The sequence below is a fragment of the Mycobacterium senriense genome (assembly GCF_019668465.1).
Taxonomy (GTDB): domain Bacteria; phylum Actinomycetota; class Actinomycetes; order Mycobacteriales; family Mycobacteriaceae; genus Mycobacterium; species Mycobacterium senriense.
The window spans coordinates 394,413-414,433 of the sequence record NZ_AP024828.1 but is presented as its reverse complement, the minus strand read 5'-3'; the positions used below and the strand labels follow the sequence as shown (position 1 = coordinate 414,433).

Below are 20,021 nucleotides of genomic sequence, written 5' to 3'. Positions count from 1 at the left end.
GTCGCCTACCATGGGAGTCGCTCAATGCAAGACTCCTACCAACAGGGGACATAGCTGTGCTGTCGAAGTTGCTGCGCCTTGGCGAAGGTCGCATGCTCAAGCGTCTCAAGCGGGTGTCTGACTACGTCAACACCTTGTCCGACGAGATCGAGAAGCTCACCGACGCCGAGTTGCGGGCCAAAACCGACGAGTTCAAGAAGCGGCACGCCGACGGCGAAAGCCTCGACGACCTGCTGCCCGAGGCCTTCGCGGTGGCCCGCGAGGCGGCCTGGCGGGTGCTCGACCAGCGCCCGTTCGACGTGCAGCTGATGGGCGGCGCGGCGCTGCACTTCGGCAACGTCGCCGAGATGAAGACCGGTGAGGGCAAGACCCTGACCTCGGTGCTGCCGGCCTACCTCAACGGCATCGGCGGCAAAGGCGTGCACATCGTCACCGTCAACGACTACCTGGCCAAACGTGACAGCGAGTGGATGGGCCGCGTGCACCGCTTCCTCGGCCTGGACGTCGGGGTGATCCTCGCGCAGATGACGCCCGACGAGCGCCGGGTGGCCTACAACGCCGACATCACCTACGGCACCAACAACGAGTTCGGATTCGACTACCTGCGCGACAACATGGCGCATTCGCTCGACGATCTGGTGCAGCGCGGGCACAACTTCGCCATCGTCGACGAGGTCGACTCCATCCTGATCGACGAGGCCCGCACCCCGCTGATCATCTCCGGACCCGCCGACGGCGCGTCGAGCTGGTACCTCGAGTTCGCCCGGTTGGCACCGCTGATGCAGAAGGACACCCACTACGAGGTGGACCTGCGCAAGCGCACCGTCGGCGTGCACGAGTTGGGCGTGGAATTCGTCGAGGACCAGCTCGGCATCGACAACCTCTACGAGGCCGCCAACTCGCCGCTGGTCAGCTACCTCAACAACGCGCTGAAGGCCAAGGAGCTGTTCAACCGCGACAAGGACTACATCGTGCGCGACGGCGAGGTCCTGATCGTCGACGAGTTCACCGGCCGCGTGCTCTACGGCCGCCGCTACAACGAGGGCATGCACCAGGCCATCGAGGCCAAGGAGCACGTCGAGATCAAGGCCGAGAACCAGACCCTGGCCACCATCACGCTGCAGAACTACTTCCGGCTCTACGACAAGCTCGCCGGCATGACCGGTACCGCCCAGACCGAGGCGGCCGAGCTGCACGAGATCTACAAGCTGGGCGTGGTGCCCATCCCGACCAACAAGCCGATGATCCGCGCCGACCAGTCCGACCTGATCTACAAGACCGAGGAAGCCAAGTACATCGCCGTGGTCGACGACGTCGTCGAGCGCTACGAGAAGGGCCAGCCGGTGCTGATCGGTACCACCAGCGTCGAGCGCTCGGAGTACCTGTCGCGGCAGTTCCAGAAGCGCCGGGTGCCGCACAACGTGCTGAACGCCAAGTTCCACGAGCAGGAGGCGACCATCGTCGCCGTCGCCGGCCGCCGCCGCGGCATCACCGTGGCCACCAACATGGCCGGCCGCGGTACCGACATCGTGCTGGGCGGCAACGCCGACTTCCTCACCGACCTCCGCCTGCGTGAGCGCGGGCTCGATCCGGTCGAGACGCCCGACGAGTACGAGGCGGCGTGGCACGAGGAACTGCCCAAGGTCAAGGAGGAGGTCAGCGCCGAGGCCGCCGAGGTGATCGAGGCCGGCGGGCTGTACGTGCTGGGCACCGAGCGCCACGAGTCGCGCCGCATCGACAACCAGCTGCGCGGCCGCTCCGGCCGGCAGGGTGACCCGGGCGAGTCGCGGTTCTACTTGTCGCTGGGCGACGAGCTGATGCGCCGGTTCAACGGTGCCGCGCTCGAGGCGATGCTCAACCGACTGAACCTGCCCGACGACGTGCCCATCGAGGCCAAGATGGTCACCCGGGCGATCAAGAGCGCCCAGACCCAGGTGGAGCAGCAGAACTTCGAGGTCCGCAAGAACGTCCTCAAGTACGACGAGGTGATGAATCAGCAGCGCAAGGTGATCTATGCCGAGCGCCGCCGCATCCTGGAGGGCGAGAACCTCAAGGAGCAGGCGCTGGACATGGTCCGCGACGTGGTCACCGCCTACGTCAACGGCGCGACCGCCGAGGGCTACGCCGAGGACTGGGACCTCGAAGCTCTGTGGACGGCGCTGAAGACGCTGTACCCGGTCGGCATCGACCACGCGACGCTGACCCACCACGATGCGGACTCCGACCGCGACGACCTCACCCGTGAGGAACTGCTCGAGGAGCTGCTCAAAGACGCCGAAAATGCTTACGCCACAAGGGAAGCCGAGCTCGAGGAGATCGCCGGCGAGGGCGCGATGCGTCAGCTGGAGCGCAACGTGCTGCTCAACGTCATCGACCGCAAATGGCGCGAGCACCTCTACGAGATGGACTACCTCAAGGAGGGCATCGGGCTGCGCGCGATGGCGCAGCGCGACCCGCTGGTGGAGTACCAGCGCGAGGGCTACGACATGTTCATGGCGATGCTCGACGGCATGAAGGAGGAGTCGGTCGGGTTCCTGTTCAATGTCACCGTCGAGGCGGTGCCCAGCCCGCAGGTCGCGCCGGTCGAGGCGCCGGAGGGGCTGGAGGAGTTCGCCACCGCCGCGGCCGGGCAGCAGGGCAGCACCGCGACGGCCGTGCGCGAAGAGGCTCCAGCCCAGTTGCGTGCCAAGGGAATCGACAACGAGGCGCCGGCCATGACGTACTCCGGTCCGTCCGAGGACGGCACGGCGGCGGTGCAGCGCAACGGCGGCGACGGCAAGGCGCCGGCCGGGGTGCCCGGGGGCGCCAGCCGGCGCGAGCGCCGCGCCGCGGCGCGGCAACAGGGCCGCGGCGCCAAGCCACCCAAGTCGGTCAAGCGGCGCTAGCCGCTTCTGGCCTGGCCGCCCTGCGCCGAGTGTGAAGTTATCTTCACGCTCGGCGGCGAGCGTGCGCCTAACTTCACACTCGGCGACAGCGACCCGGCAGCAACGCCCATGCCCTAGGCTTATCAGGCATCGGCTTTTGTGTGGCTATACCGACGCCGCGCCGATGAGTGGCCGAGAAAGGGACGAGTTTCATGCCCTTCGACCGAGCCGTGTCGCGGACTGACGTCCTGGCGGCGCTGTCCCTGGCGATCGACCTCGGCCTCGGGCAGCCGATGGATCACATGCTGCGGTCGGCGGCGATGGGCTCGAGATTGGCGACGCGGCTGGGACTCGACGAGCGCGATTGCGGGACCGTTTTCTACACGGCCCTGGTGATGTGGATCGGCTGTCACGCCGACTCGCATGAGTATGCGCAGTGGTTCGGCGACGACATCGCGGTGCGACATGACAGCCACTACATCGACTGGTCCGGCGCGCCATACCGTCGATTTCTCATGAGCAATCTGGGCCGTGGGGCGACGTTGCCGAAGCGAGCGCAATTGGCGGCCAAGGTTTTCTGGGACGCACGCGGGAATCTCGGCGCATTGGTGCAATCCCATTGTCTGTCGGCTGCGCTGCTCGCCGAGGAGATGGGGCTGGGCGTCGATGTGGCCAAAGCGCTGCCCTACGCGTACGAACGGTGGGACGGCAGCGGTCTTCCCGCCGGGGCCGCCGGAAACCAGATACCCGTGGCGATGCGGGTGGCGCAGATCTCTGACATCGCCGACGTGCACCATCGCGCTTACGGCGCGAGCGCCGCGGTCGCGGAAATTCGCCGTCGCAGCGGCAAACAGTTCGACCCGGATATTGTCGCGGTATTCACCGCAGCCGCCGATGACCTGCTGCGCGAGAACGAAGACGTGTGGTCGACCGCCGCCGGTTTGGCCCCAGATCCGGGTGAAGCGCTGAGCGGTCCCGCGCTGGACCGGCTCCTGTGCGCGATAGGTGACTTCGCGGATCTGAAATGCCCGTTCACTCTTGGTCATTCGCGCGCCGTTGCGCAGCTTGCGGAGAGCGCCGGGAAATGCGCCGGGTTGCCGCAAGACGAAATCGACATCCTGCGTCGTGCGGGCTACGTTCACGATCTCGGTCGCATCGGTGTGTCGAACCGGGTGTGGGAGAAGCCGGGCGAATTGACCCATGTCGAACGCGAGCGCGTGCATTTGCATCCCTATCTGACGGGCAGGATTTTGGCCCGGGTCGGTGGACTGAAGGCCGTCCGCGAGGCCGCGGTGAACCATCATGAGCGACTGGACGGCTCGGGCTATCCCAACGGTTTGCGCGGTGACGACCTGTCGGTTCGTGACCGCGTGCTCGCTGCCGCCGAAAGCTATTGCTCCTCGATGGAGCCGCGACCTTATCGCGCGGCGCGGGACGGGGACGCCTCGGCCAGGAAACTTCGAGACGAAGCGGTCCGGGGCCGCCTGGACGGCGCCGCGGTCGAAGCCGTGTTGCAGGCCGCGGGCCACCGGCCGTCGCGCAGAGCCGCCAGGCCGGCGGGGTTGACTCCCCGCGAGGCCGAGGTGTTATTCCATGTCGCACAAGGGCTTTCCAACAAGCAGATCGCGTCGGCGCTCTGGATTTCCGAGAAAACCGTGCGCAATCATGTCGAACATATCTACGCTAAGATCGGGGTCTCGAACCGGATCGGGGCCAGCTTGTACGCGACCCGGCACGGACTGACCGGCGGCGTACCCGACTGAGCTAGGAAGCGCCTGGCCGGGATCGCCGGTCCAGCAACCACGCGGTGGACAGCGTGAGGCCGACGGCGAATGACGCGAGCGCGATGAGGCTTACGGCGTTGCCTCCCTGAAAGGTCTGCCGGTAGGCGGACATTGCCGGTAGCGTGGTCGTGTAGCGGTCGAGTTGCAGGTTGCGGCCCAACGCGTCGAAGGCGTGGCGGCTGGACAGCACCAGACTCATCAGTCGCCCGGGCGTGGCCATCTGGTCGACGGGGACGATGGCACCACCGAAGAGGACCTGAGGGAAGCACAGCATCGGCAGGGCGAGTGCCGCCTGTGCGGCGTTGGAGACGGCGGCCGATGCGAAAAGACCCAGGGCCAGCGCCGAGATCGCTTCGATCACAATCGTCGCGAACAGCAAGGCGTACACGTGCCAGCCGAGAGCCGGGAGCCGGCCGAGCGCGCGCAGCACCACCAGCAGCACCGCGCTCACTCCCGCCAGAACCGGGAGCAGCGCGGTCACCTTCGATGCCACGTAGGCGCCCACGCGCAGCCCCGCCAGGCGTTCGCGCCGGAAGACCGCCATCTCGCCGACGATCTGCAGCAGGCCATAGGTGAGCCCAAAGAAGAAGCCGTCGAAGGCAATCCAGAACACGATCTGGGCCGGGCCGACGCCGGTGGCGTCGCCCGGATCGAACGCACCTCGCTTGAACAATGTCGCCATCATCGCCGTCACGAGCACCGGTGAGCCGAGCAGGATCGTCAGGGTCAGCCGATTGCGGAACACGACGTCGATGTTGCGCCGGGTGAGCAGCCACCATTGCCTGACCATGCCCGTGCGACTGACGTCATACCGCTTGGCCGACAAAGCCTTTCGAGAGGAGTCGGGCCGGGTCGGGGGCTTCTCGCGGCTTTCCATGAATCGATCCGCCCAGATCCGCGGCGTGTGCTCTTGAGCCAGGCGCTCGTACACCTCCGTGAGGTTTTGCACGCCGAAGTAGCGCCGGGCCGCAACGGGAGTGCCGGTGAAAGCCAGGTGGCCGTCGCGGGCCAGGAAGATCACTCGGTCGCATTGGTCGATGGCGGCGGGCTCGTGAGTGGTGAGGACGACGGTGACACCGCGTTGGCTGAGGCGACGCAGCAGGCGCATCACGTCAGCGGCGGTCGAGGGATCGAGCCCGGATGTCGGTTCGTCGAGGAAGAAGACGCGCGGCCGGGTCAGCAGCTCCACGGCGATACTGGCCCGCTTGCGCTGGCCGCCCGACAGCGCACGCACCGGCACGTCGGCCCGGTCGGCCAAGTCGAGGTCTTGCATGGTTTCGTTGACGATCCGCTCCGCTTCGACAGCGGGGGTGCCGCCGGGCAGCCGGAGCAGCGCCGCGTAGCGAAGCGTACGACGCAGCGGCATCTCGAGGTGGATGATGTCGTCCTGGGGCACATAGCCCACCGTCGCGCCGGCGCGAGCCCGGCTACGGGGAACGACGCCGTCGTGCCGAACCTCCCCGGCGGACGGGGGTTGCAGTCCGGCGAGGATTTCCAGCAAGGTGGTCTTGCCTGCCCCGCTGCCGCCGGCGATGGCGACCAATTCGCCGGGCTCCACCGAAAGCGACATGTTCTGCAGAAGTTGACGGCCACTGACGCGCCGGCCGACGTCGATCGCGTCGATGCGTGCGCCGTCCGGCGCCTGCGCTGGGCGAGCCCCGAGCAGCTCGATGGCTGTGGCGCTGCATAGCGATTCGTTCATGATCCGTCTCCGTGCTTTCTCGATGTGGGCCTGTCACGGCCGATCATCGGTCCAGCGCTCGAGCCGCCGCATGAGGCGTTTGCCTCAAATGACCGGACGGGTCGGCCAACAATGCCTGGGCTCGCCCCGCTGAAATTGAGGCAAATGACCTATATGCGCGCGCGCCGATGAGGCGCACAATCAGCAAATGAAGCGTTACCTGACGGTCGGCTATGGCGTGGCCGCTTATCTGCTCTTTCTTGCCGTATTTCTGTACCTTGTCGCGTTCGTCGGCAACTTCTGGGTGCCGCGGACGGTCGACCGTGGGCTGTCGGCGCCCATCGGCCAGGCCGTGTTGATCAACATGGTGCTGCTCGCGGTGTTCGGCCTGCAGCACAGCGTCATGGCGCGCCCCGGGTTCAAGGCGTGGTGGACGCGGGTGGTGCCGTCGTCGATAGAGCGCAGCACATACGTGATGCTGTCCAACGCCGTGCTGGTGCTGCTGTATTGGCAATGGCGAACGATGCCCGCCGTCATCTGGAAGGTGGAACTACCGGCCGGGCGCCTGGTGTTGTGGACGCTGTTCTGGCTCGGCTGGGTGATCGCCCTGGCGTCGACGTTCATGATCAACCATTTCGACCTGTTCGGGCTCCGGCAGGTGTATCTGGCGTGGCGGGGAAAACCGTACACACACATCGCTTTTCACGTTCGGATGCTTTACCGGCTGGTACGCCACCCGCTCATGCTCGGTTTCATCATCGCCTTCTGGGCGGCCCCCACCATGACGGCCGGGCATCTGCTGTTCTCCATAGCCATGACGGGTTACATCCTGGTCGCCACCCGGATCGAGGAACACGACCTGGTGGAGGCGCTCGGCGAGGACTATCTCAGCTACCGCCGCGAGGTACCGAGGTTGCTACCGCTAGGGCGCCGGCCGCGCGGCGGCCCCAGCCGGCCGGCCGGCCGGCCCGCCCCGGGCTGAGCATCTTTGCGTTCATCCGCTTTCGGCAGCGCCCGGCGACCTGTCAGGATTGACGTATGGATGTCAAGGAGGTGTTGCTCCCCGGGGTCGGTCTTCGCTACGAATTCACCGATCAGAGGGGCGACCGCATCGGCATCATCGCGCGGCGCAGCGGCGATTTCGATGTCGTCGTGTACGCCCGCGAAGATCCGGACGAGGCCCGGCCGCTGCTGCACCTCAACGACCAGGAGGCCGAGGCCGTCGCCCAGATCCTGGGTGCGCCGCGGATCGCGGAGCGATTCACCGAGCTGGCCAGCGAGGTCCCCGGGCTCGAGACCGGCCAGGTGCACATCCTGGCCGGCAGCCCCTTCGTGGATCACCCGCTGGGTGACACCCGGGCGCGCACCCGTACCGGCGCATCCATCGTGGCGATCGTGCGCAACGAGCAAGTGCTCGCCTCACCCGGACCCGCCGAGATGCTGCACGTCCAAGACGTTCTGATCGTGATCGGCACCGAAGACGGCATCGCAGGCGTCGAGAAGATTATCGACAAAGGCTGAGCCGGTGCAGATTTCGGGGACGCTGCTTTTGCAACTCGGCGCCCTCCTGGCCACTCTGGCCGTATTGGGCGCCGCCGCAAGGCGATTCGCGTTGTCGCCCATCCCCGTGTACCTGCTGGCGGGATTGGCCTTGGGCAACGGCGGCATCCTGCCGATGGCCGCAGGCGGCCAGTTCATCACCACCAGCGCGCCCATCGGCGTCGTGTTGCTGCTGCTGACCCTGGGCTGCGAGTTCTCGGTGGCCGAATTCTCTTCCAGCATGCGCCACCACCTGCCGTCGGCGGCCGTGGACATCGTGCTCAACGCCGCGCCCGGCGCGATCGCCGGCTGGCTACTGGGATTGGACGGCGTGGCCATCCTGTGTCTGGCCGGCGTCACCTACATCTCCTCCTCGGGCGTCATCGCACGGCTGCTGGAGGACCTGCAGCGGCTCGGCAACCGGGAGACGCCGGCGGTGCTGTCGGTACTGGTGCTCGAAGACTTCGCGATGGCCGCGTATCTGCCGCTCTTCGCGGTCCTGGCGTCGGGCGGCGGATGGCTGCACGCTGTGGGCGGCATGGCCGTGGCGGTGGGCGCCCTGGTGGCGGCGTTCGCCGCGTCCTACCGGTGGGGTCACCACGTAGAGCGGCTCGTGCAACACCCCGACTCCGAACAGCTGATGCTCCGGGTCCTGGGCATCACCCTGATCGTGGCGGCGGTGGCGGAGTCCCTGCACGCCTCGGCCGCGGTAGGCGCGTTCCTGGTGGGCCTGACCCTGACCGGCGAGACGGCCGAGCGGGCCCGTCAGGTGCTGAGCCCGCTGCGCGACCTGTTCGCCGCCATCTTCTTCCTGGCGATCGGCTACTCGGTGGACCCACACGAGTTGGTCCCGATGCTTCCGGCGGCGCTGGTTCTGGCCGCGGTGACCGCGGCGACCAAGGTGGCCACCGGGATCTTCGCCGCGCGGCACGACGGGGTGGCGCGGCGCGGGCAGCTGCGCGCGGGCACCGCGCTGATCGCACGCGGCGAGTTCTCGTTGATCATCATCGGATTGGCCGGCAAGTCGCTGCCCGCGGTCGCGGCGCTGGCGACGTCCTACGTTTTCATCATGGCGATTGCGGGACCCATCCTCACCCGCTACACGGGTGGTCCGCGCCCGGCCGGCGCCGCGCCGGCGGCCTGACCGGTGGCCGCCGTCATCCGATGTGCAGGGCCACCACCATCCACCGGGTGCCGCCCGCGGCGCTGACCTGCTCGACCCGGCAGGCGATGGCGTGGATCCGGTTCCCGCGGCTGTAGGAACCGAAGACCTCGGCCGCCGAGTCCGGGTCGCGGTGACCTGCGGCCTGTAGCCGCATGCGGCGCAACACCGCGGCGCCTCGGTTACGGCCCGCGGCCGAACGGCCAACCGCGGCTACCGAATCCACCAGGCTCGGCGCCAACATCGGATTCAACTGGGCCGCCGGCCGGCGGCGATCGATGACCTCCAGCACCCGGCGCAGCGCCGCGTCGGCGAAGACGGCCGCTTGACGCAGTCGCGGAGACATGACCGCGCCCGGATCCGGCGCCCTGCTGGGCTGCCCGGTGTAGGAACGCGGCGGCGCGTGGCTGCTGCCGCGGCGCGACGGGGGACGCGACGATGGCCGGCACGGCGCGACGGTGCGCGAAACCTCCTGCGCCGGCGGCTCGTAATCAATCAGTGGTATGACGGTGAAAGCGTCAGATGGATTCGCAACGGGACCAGTGTTCACGCGCACTCTCCAACTCTTCGGCCGGACCGGGAGCCTGCTGGAGAGGGGCAGACAGTGGTTAGTCAGTGGCCATCATGGCACAACTCGACCGCACGCGTACCCGCGCTGACTAGCGCACGGCTCAGGCGATTACCGTGGGCGGGACATCGGGCCCTTTGCACCAACGCACGCGACGAAGTGACCAGGAGGACAGCGCCGCATGGTGAGTCGCTTGTCGCCGTCGGACGCGTCGTTCTACCGGCTGGAAAACACGGCCACCCCCATGTACGTCGGATCGCTGTCGATCCTGCGCCGCCCGCGTGCCGGCTTGAGCTACGAGACCCTGCTGGCCACCGTCGAACAGCGGCTGCCGCAGATACCGCGCTATCGGCAGAAGGTGCGCGAGGTGCGGGTCGGCACGGCCCGGCCGGTGTGGCTCGACGACAACGACTTCGACATCACCTACCACGTGCGCCGCTCGGCGCTGCCCTCGCCCGGCAGCGACGAGCAGCTGCACGAACTGATCGCGCGGCTGGCCGCACGACCACTGGACAAGTCCCGGCCGCTCTGGGAGATGTACCTGGTCGAAGGACTGTCCAAGAACCGGGTCGCCCTCTACACGAAGTCGCACCAGGCGCTGATCAACGGCATGTCGGCGCTGGAGATCAATCACGTCATCGCCGACCGGACCAAACGCCCGGCACCCTTTCCCGAGGACATCTGGGTACCGGAGCGTGACCCTGGGTACACCCGGCTGATGCTGGGCGCGGTCGGCGAATGGTTCACGGGACCGGGCGCGCAGCTGCAGGCCGTCGGCTCGATGATCGGTGGGCTGGTGACCAACCACGGCGAGCTGCTCGACGCCGGCCGCCGGGCCGTCGATTTCGTGCGCACCGTGACCCGGGGCACCGCGCCCAGCAGCCCGCTCAACGCCACCGTGTCGCGTCACCGGCGCTTCACCGTCGCACGGGGCAGCCTCGACGACTATCGCACCGTGCGTGCGCGGTATGACTGCGACGTCAACGACGTGGTGCTCGCGGTCATCGCCGGCGCGCTGGGTAACTGGCTGATGTCGCGTGGGGTGGCGGCCCCGGCGACCGCGACGGTGCGGGCGATGGCTCCACTGTCGGTGTACGCCAACGGCGACCTCGACGCGAGCGGCCCCGGACAGGCGATCAGCCAGGTGATGCCGTTCCTGGTCGACCTGCCGGTGGGGGAGCCCAATGCCGTGGTGCGGCTGTCGCAGATCGCGCACGCCACCGAGTCGAACCCGACGGCCGCCCAGTTGGTCGACGCCAGGACCATCGTCACGCTGTCGGGTTTTGCCCCACCGACGCTGCACGCCATGGGCATCCGGGTGGCGACCAGTTTCCCGAGCTTCTCCAAGCGCACGTTCAACCTGCTCATCACCAACGCCCCGGGCGCCCAGTCGCAGATGTACGTCGCCGGCACCAAACTGCTGGAGACCTACGCGGTGCCGCCGCTGCTGCACAATCAGGCGCTGGCCATCGGCGTGACGTCGTATAACGGTGAGCTCTATTACGGAATCAACGCCGATCGCGAAGCCATGAGCGATGTCGAGCTGCTGCCCGGACTGCTGAACCAGGCGCTCGAAGAACTGCTGGAGGCCTCCCGGTCCTAGTCGGCGTTGAAAACCCCTGCGTGGGGCTAGTATTCGTTTCTGTGAGCACCGCGAAACGTGATGGCGCGCCGGCGAAGCCGAGCAAGAAGAAGTCGGCGGGGCCGACTGTGCCCAGGATCTCCGATGAGGTCTACGACGCCGAATTGTTCAGGCTGCAAACGGAATTGGTGAAGCTGCAGGAGTGGCTGCGGCAGTCCGGGGCGCGGCTGGTGGTGTTGTTCGAAGGTCGTGATGCCGCGGGCAAGGGCGGTGCCATCAAACGGGTTACCGAATACCTCAGCCCACGCGTTGCACGGATAGCCGCACTGCCGGTGCCGACAGATCGCGAACGCGGTCAGTGGTATTTCCAGCGCTACATCGCCCATTTACCCAGCAAAGGCGAGATCGTGCTGTTCGACCGGTCGTGGTACAACCGGGCGGGCATCGAGAAAGTCATGGAGTTCTGCACGCCGCAGGAGTATGCGCTGTTTTTGCGGCAGACGCCGATCTTCGAGCAGATGCTCACCGATGACGGGATTCTGCTGCGCAAATACTGGTTCTCGGTCTCCGAGGCCGAACAGCTGCGCCGGTTCAAAGCACGGCTGAATGACCCGGTCCGGCGATGGAAGCTGTCCCCGATCGACCTGGAATCGGTATACCGGTGGGAGGACTATTCACGCGCCAAGGACGAGATGATGGTGCACACCGACACCCCGGCGAGTCCGTGGTATGTCGTGGAGTCCGATATCAAGAAGCACGCCCGACTGAACATGATGGCCCATTTGTTATCCACCGTCCCCTACCGCGATGTCGAGACGCCCAAGGTCAAGCTGCCTGCGCATCCCGTCGTCAGTGGCAACTACCAGCGCCCGGCGCGTGAGCTGTCGACGTATGTCGACTACGCGGCCACGCTGATCTAGCCGTGGCGATCGCAAGAGCGGCACGGCCGGTCGCAGGGGGTCGCCACAATCGAGGCGCGACATGACGGTCGTCTATATCCCTGCCACGCTGCCCATGTTGGCGCAGCTCGTCGCCGACGGCTCGTTGTGGCCGGTCAGCGGCACCGCGTTCGCACTGACCCCGAGGCTGCGCGAGGCCTACGCCGAGGGCGACGACGACGAGCTCGCCGACGTGGCGCTGCGCGAGGCGGCGCTGGCGTCGCTGCGGCTGCTGGCGGCGGCGGAAGGGGGCGGCGAGCCGTCGGAGTCCCCGCCGCCCCGCCGCGCGGTGCTGGTCGCCGAGGTCGAGGACGTCACGTACCGGCCCGACCTCGACGACGCCGTGGTCAGACTGTCCGGGCCGGTGCCAATCGACCATGTGATCGCCGCCTACGTCGACAACGCCGGGGCCGAACCGGCGGTGGCGAGGGCCATCGAGGCGGTCGACGCCGCCGACCTGGGCGATGAGGACGCCGACCTGATTGTCGGGGATGCGCAGGACCACGATCTGGCCTGGTACGCCAACCAGGAGCTGCCGTTCCTGCTGGAGCTGATGTGAAAGACCAGCGGCCGAATGTGAGGCAAACCAGGCAGCTGCGCTAGCTACGACACCGTAGGTTACGGTACCGTAGGTTTCGTGAAGCGCACAGAATCGATCACAATGTGAGCGCAAGCCACACGCCGCATCGTGAGCAGGAGCTTCCCCTGGGCAGACGTAACCCATCGATCACGGGCAACGTTGTCGACACCAGGCGACCCGTTGTCGCCGGCGCTGACCGGCACCCCGGCTGGCATGCGCTGCGCAAGCTCGCCGCACGCATCACGACGCCGCTGTTGCCCGATGACTATCTGCACCTGGCCAACCCGCTCTGGTCGGCGCGTGAACTGCGGGGCCGCATCCTGCAGGTGCGCCGCGAGACGGAAGATTCCGCGACGCTGGTCATCAAGCCGGGCTGGGGCTTCAACTTCGACTACCAGCCGGGCCAGTACATCGGCATCGGACTGCTGATGGACGGTCGCTGGCGCTGGCGGTCGTACTCGCTCACCTCGGCCCCGGCCGGCGGAGGCTCGCGCCCCGACTCCGGTTCGGCGCGCACCGTGACCATCACCGTGAAGGCGATGCCGGAGGGCTTCCTGTCGTCGCACCTGGTTGCCGGTGTCGAGCCGGGCACCATCGTCCGGCTGGCCGCGCCGCAGGGCAACTTCGTGCTGCCCGATCCGGCTCCCGCGTCGATCCTGTTCCTCACCGCCGGCTCGGGGATCACGCCGGTGATATCGATGCTGCGAACCCTGGTGCGCCGCAACCAAATCGGCGACATTGCCCATCTGCACTCGGCACCTACCCAGTCCGACGTCATGTTTCGCGCAGAGTTGTCCGCGCTGGCCGCCGAGCACCCCGGCTATCGGATGCGGCTGCGCGAGACGCGCGCCCAGGGCCGGCTGGACCTTTCCGTGCTGGACCAGGAGGTGCCGGACTGGCGCGAACGCCAGACCTGGGCCTGTGGTCCGGAAGGCATGCTCGCCGAGGCCGAGCGGGTATGGACGGCCGCAGGTATCGGTGAGCGCTTGCACCTCGAGCGGTTCGCGGTGTCCAAGGCCGCGCCCGCCGGCGCCGGCGGCACCGTCACCTTCGCCCGAACCGGACGCACCGCTGACGCCGACGCGGCGACGTCGCTGATGGACGCGGGCGAAAGTGTCGGCGTGCAGATGCCCTTCGGGTGCCGCATGGGGATCTGCCAGTCGTGTGTGGTCGGCCTCGTCGAGGGTCACGTTCGCGATCTGCGCACCGGCCAGGAGCACGACCCGGGGACTCGGGTGCAGACCTGCGTGTCCGCGGCTTCCGGCGATTGCGTGCTCGACATTTAAAGGCTACTCATAGGTAACCTACGGCTTCGTAGGTTACGATAGCGTAGGTCTGGAACACGTTAAGACCGACAATCGACCGCAGGGAGATCACGACGATGGCAATCACCGACGTCGACGTATTCGCCCATCTGACGGATGCCGATATCGAAAACCTGGCCGTTGAGCTCGATGCCATCCGCCAGGACGTAGAAGACTCACGCGGCGAGCGGGACGCTCGCTACATCCGCCGCACCATCGCGGCCCAGCGCGCGCTGGAGGTGACCGGCCGACTGCTGCTGGCCGCCAGCTCGCGGCGCTCGGCCTGGTGGGCGGGGACCGTCACCCTGGGCGTGGCCAAGATCGTCGAGAACATGGAGATCGGCCACAACGTCATGCACGGCCAGTGGGACTGGATGAACGACCCAGAGATTCACTCCTCGGCGTGGGAGTGGGACATGAGCGGGTCGTCCAAGCACTGGCGCTACACCCACAACTTCGTGCACCACAAGTACACGAACATCCTCGGGATGGACGACGACGTGGGCTACGGCCTGCTGCGCGTCACCCGCGACCAGCGCTGGAAGCGCTTCAACATCTTCAACCTGGTGTACAACACCCTGCTCGCACTGCTCTTCGAGTGGGGAGTGGGCCTGCAGCATGTGGAGCTCGGCAAGATCGCAAAGCACCGCATGGACAACGACGAAGCCCGACAGCGGGTCGACGAGTTCTTGGCCAAGGCGGGGCGGCAGGTGCTCAAGGACTATGTCGCGTTCCCGGCGCTGACCTCGTTGTCACCCGGGGCGACCTACCGGTCGACCCTGACGGCCAACGCAACAGCCAACGTGATCCGCAACGTGTGGGCCAACGCGGTGATCTTCTGCGGCCATTTCCCTGACGGCGCAGAGAAATTCACCAAGACGGACATGATCGGCGAGTCCAAGGGGCAGTGGTATCTGAGGCAGATGCTGGGCAGCGCCAATTTCGAGGCCGGGCCGGCGCTGCGGTTCATGAGCGGCAACCTGTGCCATCAGATCGAACATCACCTGTTCCCCGATCTGCCGAGCAACCGGTACGCCGAGATCTCGGTGCGGGTGCGCGAGGTGTGCGACAAGTACGACTTGCCTTACACCACAGGCTCTTTCCTGTTCCAGTACGCCAAGACGTGGCGCACGCTGGCCAAGCTCTCGCTGCCGAACAAGTACCTGCGCGACGACGCCGACAATGCGCCGGAGACCCGCAGCGAGCGGATGTTCGCCGAGCTCGAGCCCGGCTTCCTGGGCACCGACCCGGCCACCGGCCGCCGCCGCGGCCTGAAGTCCGCGATCGCAGCGGTGCGTGGTTGGCGGCGCGGGAAGCGGACGGCAGTGGCACGCCCTGCCGGCGAAGGCCTGGCGGCCTGATTACCGCGGCTAACTGCGTCGGCTAGCCGGTCTGATAAAAGTCCGCTGCGGCTGTTGAGGCGACACCGAGTTCGTCGGCGACCGCGTTGAGCGATCGCTGCGCGACGAGCGGGTCCACCTCGCGGCCGGGGAGGAAGTACGGCCCGACGTAGCGCTCGTAGTAGCGCTCCGCTTCATCACGGGTGAGCCGGTCGAGGAACCAGTTGATGTAATCGACTGCGAGGCTGGGTCGTTCGGCAAGGGTACGCAGCGCCCGTTCATTGGCCCGCAACAGGGACCGCAGCGCGGCGCTGTCCAGCGGGATGTGCACGGGGTCGACGGCGACGCCCACCGTGGGGATCTGGAAGTGATCGCCGACCCAGGCCAGCGGGTGAAACCCCTCCTCCTCGGCGACCTGTTCGGGGGACAGGGTGCTGCCCACGTAGGCGGCATCGATCGAGCCGTCCCGGAGCCGGCGCAGGTCCATCTGGTAGTCACCCGGATGCCGCACCACGCACTCCAGGTCGCGGTCGGGGTCCAGGCCATGCTTTCGCAGGACGATCCGGGCGAAGGTGCCGGGCGGGCTACTGGCGGCATGGACGGCCAGCCGCCGCCCGGCTAGGTCCGCCATAGTTGTGACCTCGGCGTTGCCGAGAAACCAGAACAGCGGGCGATCGGTGTTGACGCTGACCGCTTTCCAATCGATCCCGTCGGTCAGCCGCGACAACAGTGTGCGGCCCAGGCCGATCACCGCGCCGCGGCGCAGTCGCTCTGCCGGCCAGCCAACCCCGTCGCGGATGGCCACGTGGACATCTTCATCCTCGTAATAGCCCTCCTGGTCGGCCACGTGGGCGACCAGCTCTTCGTGGATGCCCCGCCCGACGTAAGCGAGATCGATGGTCTGCACGCCGACCCCTTTCCCGGCGACCCGCCGTCAATTCATCGCGAGGCCGCCGTTGACCTCCAGGCAATGGCCGGTGGTGAACCCGGAATCCTCACTAGCCAAAAAGGCAACCGTCTTCGCCACCTCGTCGGGACGGACCAGGCGACCCATCGGGTTGGCGGCGCCCAGCTGACGCACCTCGTCGCTCGCCAGCAGCGAGTTCGCCGTTGCATCGCCGACCGTGGCGGGCGACACCAGATTGGCGGTGATTCCGTGCGGCGCCAGCTCGAGTGCGACGTAGCGGACAAACTGATCCATCGCCGCCTTCGCGGTGCCCACCGTGATCATGCCGGCTCGGGGCCGCCGGGACAATATTGTGGTGAGATAGACCAGGCGGCCGTAATTACGGGAAATCATGTCCGGTACAACGGCTTTGGTAACCAGGAAGGCGGCGTGCAGCTCCCGGTCCAGCTTGCCGCCGAGGTGCTCCCAGCTCAGATCCGCGAACGAGGTGACGTCGTAGGGGATCAATGCGTTGTGGACCAGCGCATCGACACGGCCCCACTTTTCGTTGGTCTCGTTGACCAGCGCGGCGACATCGTCGGGTTCGGTGACGTCGGCCCGAATCGCGACGGCCTCACCCCCGGCCGAGGTCGCGGCGTTGACCACGTCGTCCGCTTCTTGGGCGCTGGACCGGTAGTTGACCACCACCCGAAACCCGCGCTCCGCGAGGACTAGTGCGGTCGCCGCGCCGATTCCCCGGCTCGCCCCGGTGATCACCGCGACACGACTCATCAGCGGTCCCTCCCTGGCAAGTCCCAACGGCCAGCCGGAACGATACGCCTGCGGTAGACCTCGGTAAAGGCGGCGTCAGCGCATGTGACACCTCTTCAGGCGTTGTTAACCCGGGTGGCCGCTGTGAGGGCTATGGTGCGGGATCGGCGTTGATGCATCCGCTGGGAAGAGGGATAGCCATGAGTGATGACGACGTGCGGAATGCGCTCCGGCGGCATTGGGCGGCCTCCGATGCCAACGACTTTGCGGCGGAACACGAAATCTACCGAGCTGATGCGGTTTTGGACTATCCCCAATCGGGCGAACGGATCCGGGGCCGGGCCAACATCCATGCGTCACGCGCCGCCCAGCCGAACACGAAACGGTTCACCGTGCGACGAATGCTCGGCGGCGCGGACCTCTGGATCAGTGAACTCGTCCTGACCTATGACGCGCAACCGTTCTATACGGTCAGCATCATGGAATTCGAGGGCGGGGAAGTGGTCCACGAGACCCAGTACTTCGGCGACCCTTTCGAGCCGGGGCCGTCACGGGCTCAGTGGGTCGAACGTATCGAATGAGAGGCCAGACGGTCCCTGAAGGCGCAGGTCCATCGTGAATCAGTTCCGGCGTGCGAACTGGGGAGCATGCTCCGGGAGTAAGCCGACGCCGATGGCATAGGCGGGGACGGCCGCCAGCGACGGAATCCACCCGAAAAGCCTTGCGACAGAGTTGATGACAATGGGTGGCGGCGGCTTGACCTCGCCACGCAGGACGACGGGGATCAGGAATCGCGCCGCGGCCTGCTGCACGGTCTGCGTCACGGCCGCGGGGAGGTATCGGCGTCGCTGGACGCCGCCCAGATCACGGGTGGTGAGCCGATGCGCCAACAGGGGGCCGGCCAGCAGTCGTGCCGCGGCCACGGCGTCGGCGATCGCAAGGTTGATCCCGACTCCGCCGGCCGGAGACATCGCGTGGGCGGCGTCCCCGATACACAGCAGTCCCTCCCGGTACCAACGACGGAGCCGGTTCACCCGAACGTCAAGAACTTTGACGTCGTCCCACGATGTGAGGTTCTGCACCGAGGCTTCGGGGACCAGGTCGGCTACCTCAGCACGAAAGGTGTCGATTCCGCGGGCGTGCAATTGTTGCTCGCCGCCTTTGGGCAGGAAGCACCCGGCCTGGAAGTAGCCTTCCCGCGGTATCAGCAGCAGCGTCAAGGTCGGCGATGTGCGTGGTGTGAGTTGATATTTCACTTCCTCCTTGGCGTCGAGTCGAAACCACCCGACATCAAACGGGACTGGATACTCGCGCGCGGCCAGCCCGGCTTCGCGGCGCACGGTCGAGGTACGGCCGTCGCAACCCACCGTGAGGTCGGCGCGCAGTTCTCCGGGGCCGTCGGGTCCCTGGTAGCGCACACCGGTGATGGTGTCACCGTCGCGCAGCAGCCCGGTAACCTCGGTCTGCATCCGCAGGGTGAACGTTGGTTCGTCCTTGCCGGCCTCGGCGAGCAGGTCGAGGAGATCCCATTGAGGCACCAACGCGATATAGCGATGGGGTAGGCGCAGGCGGCCGAAGTCGACGAAAGTGACTTGGCGTCCATTAATTTCAAACTCGGCCTTTTTGAACTTGCTGTGCGGCAGCCCATCGAAGCGGGAGAACAACCCAAGTTCGTCGAGCAATCGCAAGGTGACCGGGTGCACGGTGTCACCGCGAAAGTCACGAAGGAAGTCGGCGTGCTTCTCGAATACGGTGACCTCGACACCGGCCCGAGCCAGCAGCAGGCCGAGAATCATTCCGGCGGGACCACCCCCGGCAATCGCGCAGGTGGTGGATCTCGGTTCGGTCATTGTGTTCTTCGCTTCCGGAGGCTGCGACAGCGCGGACGAATGGATCGCGTCCTATCACATCACAAGTGGTGATGTCTCTGCTATCGCCGAGTGACGGCTACCCCAAGTCCTCGGCAGAGAAGACGTCGATTGCCCGCACGGGCGCCAACATCACCAGCGGGATCTGACGACTCGTCGACCTCTGGTAGGTGAGGTACGGCGGGTACAGGTGAGCCATGTACGCCCATGCCTCGTGGCGTTCCTCGCCTTCGGGCTCCCGCCAAGTGGCCTCGAATGCCTGGGTGGCGATCTGAACGCCGATCGTGTTGCTCTGTCGGACATTCAAGTACCACTGCGGATGCGAGTCGGCGCCTCCCTTGGAAGCGACGATCACGATTTCGCCGCCGACGTTGCCGTAGATCAACGGTCTGACATAGCTCTGCCCCGACTTGCGACCCACAACCTTGATCAGGCAGTGCGTGGTCAGTTCGCGACCCCCGACGGCGCTCACATCCATGATGTGGCCCCGCGCGCCACCCGAAGACAAATACGTCTCGAGGTGCTCGCTGATCCAGTCACTTCGCGCAGCTCGGATCGATGCTGCGTCGGCGTCGCTCATGGGTGACCATGCAACCATGTGCCCATCCTGGCCCTGCCCGTGACCCCCGGCCTCGGAAAGAATTTAGGGAATGTGCATACATCAGCCAGACATGAATGGCGGGCCGGCTACGCCTTGGTCAGCACATCGGGCGACGCGCGCGGTGGCAATCGCCTCCTGGAGCCGCCCTTTCAGCCGCGCGACCCTGAGCAGCTGCATGGTCAGGTTGGTGGCGCCGATCGCGGGGAGCCCCCCGATGAATGTCCGAATCGACGGTGGGGCACCGTGGAGTTGCTGCAGACAGCCGAACACATAGAAGCATGCCATTGAAAACAGGGTGGCCGGTATCGCGAGGGCGAGCGGTGAGCGGCAATCAGAAACGATTTCGCGCGCGTAGTCGAGCTCGTCCTGCGACATGGGTTGGCGCTTACGGAGTTTCGCTAGAACCGTTTTGTGAGCGCCTACTGTTTCGCCCAACGCGGCGGGCTTTCGAGCCTCTAACCGACTGATGAACAGGAACGCGCAGCCGATAAACGTAAGTCCTAGCGCCGCAACGACTATGGTGAGAAAGCTATACAAACCGAAGGCCATGCGT

18 protein-coding genes are annotated in these 20,021 nt (G+C 66.6%); 11 read left to right on the top strand and 7 right to left on the bottom strand.

Annotation, left to right across the window (positions count from 1 at the left end):
• Nucleotides 1-56 precede the first annotated feature (56 nt).
• Nucleotides 57-2,885, top strand: a complete 2,829-nt coding sequence (gene secA, locus MTY59_RS02010; protein WP_221044197.1) for a preprotein translocase subunit SecA — start codon at nucleotides 57-59, stop codon at nucleotides 2,883-2,885.
• Nucleotides 2,886-3,076: 191 nt separating this feature from the next.
• A complete protein-coding gene (locus MTY59_RS02005) occupies nucleotides 3,077-4,627 on the top strand; it encodes an HD domain-containing phosphohydrolase (RefSeq protein WP_221044196.1) in 1,551 nt (516 codons plus the stop codon).
• A 1-nt stretch (nucleotide 4,628) separates the two neighbouring features.
• Here the strand turns inward: MTY59_RS02005 and MTY59_RS02000 are convergent, their stop codons facing one another.
• Nucleotides 4,629-6,350: an ABC transporter ATP-binding protein/permease gene (locus MTY59_RS02000; RefSeq protein ID WP_221044195.1), complete on the bottom strand. Its 1,722-nt coding sequence runs from the start codon at nucleotides 6,348-6,350 to the stop codon at nucleotides 4,629-4,631.
• A 187-nt stretch (nucleotides 6,351-6,537) separates the two neighbouring features.
• Here MTY59_RS02000 and mddA point away from each other — a divergent pair, with 187 nt between their 5' ends.
• The 3 genes from mddA to MTY59_RS01985 are packed head-to-tail and all read left to right on the top strand — an operon-like array spanning nucleotide 6,538 to nucleotide 9,012.
• Nucleotides 6,538-7,311, top strand: a complete 774-nt coding sequence (gene mddA, locus MTY59_RS01995; RefSeq protein ID WP_221044194.1) for a methanethiol S-methyltransferase — start codon at nucleotides 6,538-6,540, stop codon at nucleotides 7,309-7,311.
• Nucleotides 7,312-7,367: 56 nt separating this feature from the next.
• Complete coding sequence (locus MTY59_RS01990; protein WP_221044193.1) at nucleotides 7,368-7,850, top strand: cation:proton antiporter regulatory subunit; 483 nt, start codon at nucleotides 7,368-7,370, stop codon at nucleotides 7,848-7,850.
• Between the two features lie 4 nt (nucleotides 7,851-7,854).
• Nucleotides 7,855-9,012 carry a cation:proton antiporter gene (locus MTY59_RS01985; protein WP_221044192.1) on the top strand — a complete coding sequence of 386 codons (1,158 nt, stop codon included), beginning with the start codon at nucleotides 7,855-7,857 and terminating at the stop codon, nucleotides 9,010-9,012.
• Between the two features lie 13 nt (nucleotides 9,013-9,025).
• Here MTY59_RS01985 and MTY59_RS01980 read toward each other — a convergent pair whose 3' ends face one another.
• A complete protein-coding gene (locus tag MTY59_RS01980) occupies nucleotides 9,026-9,580 on the bottom strand; it encodes an Rv3235 family protein (RefSeq protein ID WP_250160697.1) in 555 nt (184 codons plus the stop codon).
• Between the two features lie 199 nt (nucleotides 9,581-9,779).
• Between MTY59_RS01980 and MTY59_RS01975 the strand changes: the two genes are divergently transcribed.
• The 5 genes from MTY59_RS01975 (at nucleotide 9,780) to MTY59_RS01955 (ending at nucleotide 15,363) form a co-directional block, all read left to right on the top strand.
• The gene (locus tag MTY59_RS01975; RefSeq protein WP_221044191.1) at nucleotides 9,780-11,201 is read left to right on the top strand and encodes a WS/DGAT/MGAT family O-acyltransferase; all 1,422 of its coding nucleotides are present in this window, start codon (nucleotides 9,780-9,782) and stop codon (nucleotides 11,199-11,201) included.
• Between the two features lie 41 nt (nucleotides 11,202-11,242).
• The gene (ppk2, locus tag MTY59_RS01970) at nucleotides 11,243-12,100 is read left to right on the top strand and encodes a polyphosphate kinase 2 (protein WP_221044190.1); all 858 of its coding nucleotides are present in this window, start codon (nucleotides 11,243-11,245) and stop codon (nucleotides 12,098-12,100) included.
• Between the two features lie 61 nt (nucleotides 12,101-12,161).
• On the top strand, nucleotides 12,162-12,677 hold the full coding sequence (locus MTY59_RS01965; RefSeq protein WP_221044189.1) for a DUF6912 family protein: 516 nt from the start codon (nucleotides 12,162-12,164) through the stop codon (nucleotides 12,675-12,677).
• Nucleotides 12,678-12,823: 146 nt separating this feature from the next.
• Nucleotides 12,824-13,984, top strand: coding sequence for a ferredoxin reductase (locus MTY59_RS01960; RefSeq protein ID WP_221046211.1), 1,161 nt, complete (start codon nucleotides 12,824-12,826; stop codon nucleotides 13,982-13,984).
• Nucleotides 13,985-14,079: 95 nt separating this feature from the next.
• Nucleotides 14,080-15,363, top strand: coding sequence for a fatty acid desaturase family protein (locus tag MTY59_RS01955; protein ID WP_221044188.1), 1,284 nt, complete (start codon nucleotides 14,080-14,082; stop codon nucleotides 15,361-15,363).
• 22 nt (nucleotides 15,364-15,385) lie between these two features.
• Here MTY59_RS01955 and MTY59_RS01950 read toward each other — a convergent pair whose 3' ends face one another.
• Together MTY59_RS01950 and MTY59_RS01945 are read right to left on the bottom strand one after the other, a co-directional pair.
• Nucleotides 15,386-16,249 carry an ABC transporter substrate-binding protein gene (locus MTY59_RS01950; RefSeq protein WP_221044187.1) on the bottom strand — a complete coding sequence of 288 codons (864 nt, stop codon included), beginning with the start codon at nucleotides 16,247-16,249 and terminating at the stop codon, nucleotides 15,386-15,388.
• 27 nt (nucleotides 16,250-16,276) lie between these two features.
• On the bottom strand, nucleotides 16,277-17,020 hold the full coding sequence (locus MTY59_RS01945; protein ID WP_221044186.1) for an SDR family NAD(P)-dependent oxidoreductase: 744 nt from the start codon (nucleotides 17,018-17,020) through the stop codon (nucleotides 16,277-16,279).
• Between the two features lie 152 nt (nucleotides 17,021-17,172).
• Here MTY59_RS01945 and MTY59_RS01940 point away from each other — a divergent pair, with 152 nt between their 5' ends.
• On the top strand, nucleotides 17,173-17,580 hold the full coding sequence (locus MTY59_RS01940; RefSeq protein ID WP_221044185.1) for a nuclear transport factor 2 family protein: 408 nt from the start codon (nucleotides 17,173-17,175) through the stop codon (nucleotides 17,578-17,580).
• A 39-nt stretch (nucleotides 17,581-17,619) separates the two neighbouring features.
• Here the strand turns inward: MTY59_RS01940 and MTY59_RS01935 are convergent, their stop codons facing one another.
• The 3 genes from MTY59_RS01935 to MTY59_RS01925 all read right to left on the bottom strand — a co-directional run bounded on the left by MTY59_RS01935 (nucleotide 17,620) and on the right by MTY59_RS01925 (nucleotide 20,017).
• Nucleotides 17,620-18,849: an FAD-dependent oxidoreductase gene (locus MTY59_RS01935; RefSeq protein WP_221044184.1), complete on the bottom strand. Its 1,230-nt coding sequence runs from the start codon at nucleotides 18,847-18,849 to the stop codon at nucleotides 17,620-17,622.
• 97 nt (nucleotides 18,850-18,946) lie between these two features.
• Nucleotides 18,947-19,447, bottom strand: a complete 501-nt coding sequence (locus MTY59_RS01930) for a nitroreductase/quinone reductase family protein (protein ID WP_221044183.1) — start codon at nucleotides 19,445-19,447, stop codon at nucleotides 18,947-18,949.
• A gap of 81 nt (nucleotides 19,448-19,528) precedes the next feature.
• On the bottom strand, nucleotides 19,529-20,017 hold the full coding sequence (locus tag MTY59_RS01925; RefSeq protein ID WP_250160696.1) for a hypothetical protein: 489 nt from the start codon (nucleotides 20,015-20,017) through the stop codon (nucleotides 19,529-19,531).
• Nucleotides 20,018-20,021: the final 4 nt, after the last annotated feature.

What these genes read in the sequence shown, in the direction of transcription:
- MTY59_RS01925 (WP_250160696.1), bottom strand. Translation starts at nt 20,017, where the DNA reads ATGGCCTTCGGTTTGTATAGCTTTCTCACCATAGTCGTTGCGGCGCTA.
- MTY59_RS01975 (WP_221044191.1), top strand. Translation starts at nt 9,780, where the DNA reads ATGGTGAGTCGCTTGTCGCCGTCGGACGCGTCGTTCTACCGGCTGGAA.
- MTY59_RS01935 (WP_221044184.1), bottom strand. Translation starts at nt 18,849, where the DNA reads ATGACCGAACCGAGATCCACCACCTGCGCGATTGCCGGGGGTGGTCCC.
- mddA (WP_221044194.1), top strand. Translation starts at nt 6,538, where the DNA reads ATGAAGCGTTACCTGACGGTCGGCTATGGCGTGGCCGCTTATCTGCTC.
- MTY59_RS01930 (WP_221044183.1), bottom strand. Translation starts at nt 19,447, where the DNA reads ATGAGCGACGCCGACGCAGCATCGATCCGAGCTGCGCGAAGTGACTGG.
- MTY59_RS01955 (WP_221044188.1), top strand. Translation starts at nt 14,080, where the DNA reads ATGGCAATCACCGACGTCGACGTATTCGCCCATCTGACGGATGCCGAT.
- MTY59_RS01965 (WP_221044189.1), top strand. Translation starts at nt 12,162, where the DNA reads ATGACGGTCGTCTATATCCCTGCCACGCTGCCCATGTTGGCGCAGCTC.
- MTY59_RS01940 (WP_221044185.1), top strand. Translation starts at nt 17,173, where the DNA reads ATGCATCCGCTGGGAAGAGGGATAGCCATGAGTGATGACGACGTGCGG.
- MTY59_RS02000 (WP_221044195.1), bottom strand. Translation starts at nt 6,350, where the DNA reads ATGAACGAATCGCTATGCAGCGCCACAGCCATCGAGCTGCTCGGGGCT.
- MTY59_RS01945 (WP_221044186.1), bottom strand. Translation starts at nt 17,020, where the DNA reads ATGAGTCGTGTCGCGGTGATCACCGGGGCGAGCCGGGGAATCGGCGCG.
- MTY59_RS02005 (WP_221044196.1), top strand. Translation starts at nt 3,077, where the DNA reads ATGCCCTTCGACCGAGCCGTGTCGCGGACTGACGTCCTGGCGGCGCTG.
- MTY59_RS01990 (WP_221044193.1), top strand. Translation starts at nt 7,368, where the DNA reads ATGGATGTCAAGGAGGTGTTGCTCCCCGGGGTCGGTCTTCGCTACGAA.